At 74.5% G+C, this 2,880-nt stretch carries 3 protein-coding genes and 1 pseudogene; 2 read left to right on the plus strand and 2 right to left on the minus strand.

Annotated features, from left to right (window positions below; genetic code table 11):
* Both MFF42_RS01550 and MFF42_RS01555 read left to right on the plus strand, forming a co-directional pair.
* Positions 1 to 483 (plus strand): annotated as a pseudogene (locus MFF42_RS01550) (PAS domain S-box protein); the annotation flags it as partial.
* Positions 484 to 576: 93 nt separating this feature from the next.
* Positions 577 to 969, plus strand: a complete 393-nt coding sequence (locus MFF42_RS01555; protein ID WP_238253972.1) for a DNA-binding transcriptional response regulator — start codon at positions 577 to 579, stop codon at positions 967 to 969.
* On the opposite strand, the gene MFF42_RS01560 is transcribed toward MFF42_RS01555, so the two are convergent.
* Together MFF42_RS01560 and MFF42_RS01565 are read right to left on the minus strand one after the other, a co-directional pair.
* Complete coding sequence (locus MFF42_RS01560) at positions 923 to 2,134, minus strand: MFS transporter (protein ID WP_238253974.1); 1,212 nt, start codon at positions 2,132 to 2,134, stop codon at positions 923 to 925. The two genes, MFF42_RS01555 and MFF42_RS01560, sit on opposite strands and share 47 nt — an antisense overlap.
* Positions 2,131 to 2,679 (minus strand): TetR/AcrR family transcriptional regulator, encoded by a 549-nt coding sequence (locus MFF42_RS01565; protein WP_238253975.1) that lies wholly within the window; start codon positions 2,677 to 2,679, stop codon positions 2,131 to 2,133. Before MFF42_RS01565 ends, MFF42_RS01560 begins: the two co-directional genes overlap by 4 nt.
* Between the last annotated feature and the right edge of the window lie 201 nt (positions 2,680 to 2,880).

Consider the following 2,880-nt stretch of genomic DNA (forward strand, 5'->3'; position numbering starts at 1 on the left):
CTGGAGGCGGTGATCGCCGGCGCGCTGGCGATCCACGACGACGGCGAGCCGGGCCGCATCCACCTGTCCGGTCCGGCCCTGGAAGTCGGCCCGAAGGCCGCCCTGTCGCTCGCCCTGATGATCCACGAACTCGCCACCAACGCCGCCAAGTACGGCGCCTTCTCGGTTCCGGGCGGGCGCGTCGGCGTGGACTGGAGCGTCTCGCACCTGCGCTGGCGCGAGGATATGTCCGACGCGTCGCTGGACGACCTGCAGGATGATGTGCCGGACGGGGCGCGGGAGGCCGAGCCGGTCGTGACGCTGACCTGGGCCGAGAGCGGCGGGCCGCCGGTCGCGGCCCCGACGCGCAAGGGCTTCGGCTCGCGCCTGATCGAGCGCGGATTCTCCGGCGCGGTCGGCGGCGAGACGCGGATGACCTACGCGCCGGAGGGGGTGACGTGCCGGATCCGGGCACCCCTGAAAGGTCTTCTCGAAAAAGAATAGCGCGAAAAGCGACGCGGCGGGGCAACGAACCGGCCGCTCGCCACTTGTCGGCAGGACGCTTGAGGCCCGCGCCGAGGACATCCGGGACGCTTCATGGACCTGCCCGCTTCCCCTGCCCCGCACGGCGACGGGCGGCCGCTGGCTCTCGTCGTGGAAAGCGAGACGGGTCGGCGCATCGAGACGGCGGATCTCTTGGCCGGGGCCGGGTTCGAGGTGCTGGAGGCGTGGAGCGCGCAGACCGCCTTCCGCCAGATCGAGCGCCACGGGATGCTGCGCCTCGTCGTCGTCGATGCCGACCTGCGGGGGGCCGAGACCCGCTTCGCCCTGGTGCACGAGATCGCCCGGCACCGGCCGGACCTGGCGCTCATCGCCCTCTCGGACGGCCCCTCCCCCGCCCCCGGCGCGCTCCCCGAGGGGGTCCGCTTCGCCGTGAAGCCGCTCACTCCGGCGCTCGCCCGGGAGGCGCTGGGGCACCTCTCGGGGTGAGCGGCGGGCCGGCGGCCGGAAACACCGTCGCGCCTCCGGCGATCGCCGCGAAGGCGAGCAGGGCGATCCCCGGACCCGCCGTCTCCGTCAGGCTTCCGAACAGGGGCGCGCCGACGGTCTGGCCGACGGCGAGCGTCAGGAAGGGGATGCCGAGGCCGAGATCGGGGCGATCCGGAAGCCGGTGGATGCCCTGGATCAGGAATGTCCCGCTCGCGACGATGTAGGCGGTGCCGAACAGGCCCATCGCGGCGAAGCCGAGGGCGGGGATGGACGGGCCCGCGGCCGCCCCGAGCGTCGATCCGAGGGTCGATCCGAGGGCCAGCGCGATCTCGCCGAGCGCCATGCCGAGCAGGGCGAGGCGATGGACCCGGCCGGTGCCGAACCGCGCGGTGAGGAGGCCGGTCGCGGCGCCGAGGCTGCCGCCGCATCCCAGGACGATCCAGGCCAGCGCGACCTGCCGTCCGGAGAAGGCGAGGCCGCCGCGCAGGATGTCCGCGCCGAAGGTCCAGATCGCGGTGCTCGACAGGCCCATCAGGAAGGCGCCGGCACACAGGCCCGCCAGGCCGGGACGCGTCAGGATCGCGCGCGGAAACCCGGCCGGCCCCGGTCCGGCCGCGCCCGCGGGCAGGGCGAACCGGAGCCAGAGCGTGACGATGCCGCCGAGCCCGGCGAACACGGCGTAGAGTTCGCGCCACGCGCCCGCGGTGGCGAGGGTCGCGAGCCCCGAGAGAACGATCCCCGCCGCCGTGCCGGCATTGATCGCCCCGTTCGCCTTCGGGCGATCCCCCACGTCGAACCGCCGGGTCACGGCCGCGGCGAGCGGCGGCGAGGCCAGCCCCGTGCTCAGGCCCGTGAGCGTGATCGCCAGACCGAGGACCCGGCCGGACGCGGCGGCGGCCGCGAGCGCCATGCCGGCCGTGGCGGCGAGCCCCGCGAGCATCGCCACCCGGCGCGGGCCGAGCCGTCGGCCGAGGAGGAAGGCGAGGACGATGCCGAGGCAGTAGGCGGCGAAGGCACCGCCGCCGATCCACCCGGCGGCGCTCGTGCTCAGCGCGAGGTCGTCGCGGATCCGGGGCAGCAGCAGGCCGTAGGCGAAGCGGGCCAGGCCGTAGGCGAGCGCGGTCAGGGCGAAGGAGGCCGCGACCAGGTTGAGGCGGCCGGTCACGGACGGGCGCCGCGCGCGATCTCGGCCAGCGCCCGCGCGGCCCGCGCGGCCTCGTCGATCACCGCGGAATCGGCGACGCTCGCCGCCGCCGTGGCGCCCTCGAACAGGAGCCAGACCTGAAGGGTCAGACCGGGATCGGCGCGACCGAGCACGGCCTCGACGCGGCGGGCGATCGCCTCGCGGAACGCGCGCTTCTGCCCCTCGACGAGGGCGACGATCGCGGTGCTGGCCGCGGCGTACTCGCTGCGGGCGCGCAGGAGCATGCAGCCCCGCGCCCCGTGCGTCTCCAGCCAGCGGCGCAGCGTCTCGAACAGCGAGCCGACGGGATCCGTCTCGTCGGCCTCGGCCCGGAGCCGGTCCATGAACGCCTGGTGCCGCGCCGCCAGGACCGCGATCACCAGCCCGTCGCGGGAGCCGAAATGCTTGTAGAGGGTGCGGGTGGAGGAGCCGGACGGCGTCAGCAGCCGATCGACGCCCACGCCGCGGAACCCGTCGGTCTCGAAGATGCGGGCGGCGCCCGCGATCATCTCGGCACGCTTGTCCATGCCCGGCGATGTAAAGCGATCGTTTTACATGGCAAGGTGCGCCTCGACTGCGAAGGGCTGTGGGGTGTTCCCGCCGGCCCGGGGCCGGCCGCTGTCGCAGTGCGAAGCCGGCGCCCATTGCTTCCAGAGGACGTCTACCAAGGGCATCGCGACGCCACGGCGTAAGATGAGTCTCACCCGGTCTCCGGTCGATCGCGTGGG

Origin of the sequence: Methylorubrum podarium, assembly GCF_022179745.1 — a bacterium.
Lineage (GTDB): Bacteria > Pseudomonadota > Alphaproteobacteria > Rhizobiales > Beijerinckiaceae > Methylobacterium > Methylobacterium podarium.

What these genes read in the sequence shown, in the direction of transcription:
- MFF42_RS01555 (WP_238253972.1), top strand. Translation starts at nt 577, where the DNA reads ATGGACCTGCCCGCTTCCCCTGCCCCGCACGGCGACGGGCGGCCGCTG.
- MFF42_RS01565 (WP_238253975.1), bottom strand. Translation starts at nt 2,679, where the DNA reads ATGGACAAGCGTGCCGAGATGATCGCGGGCGCCGCCCGCATCTTCGAG.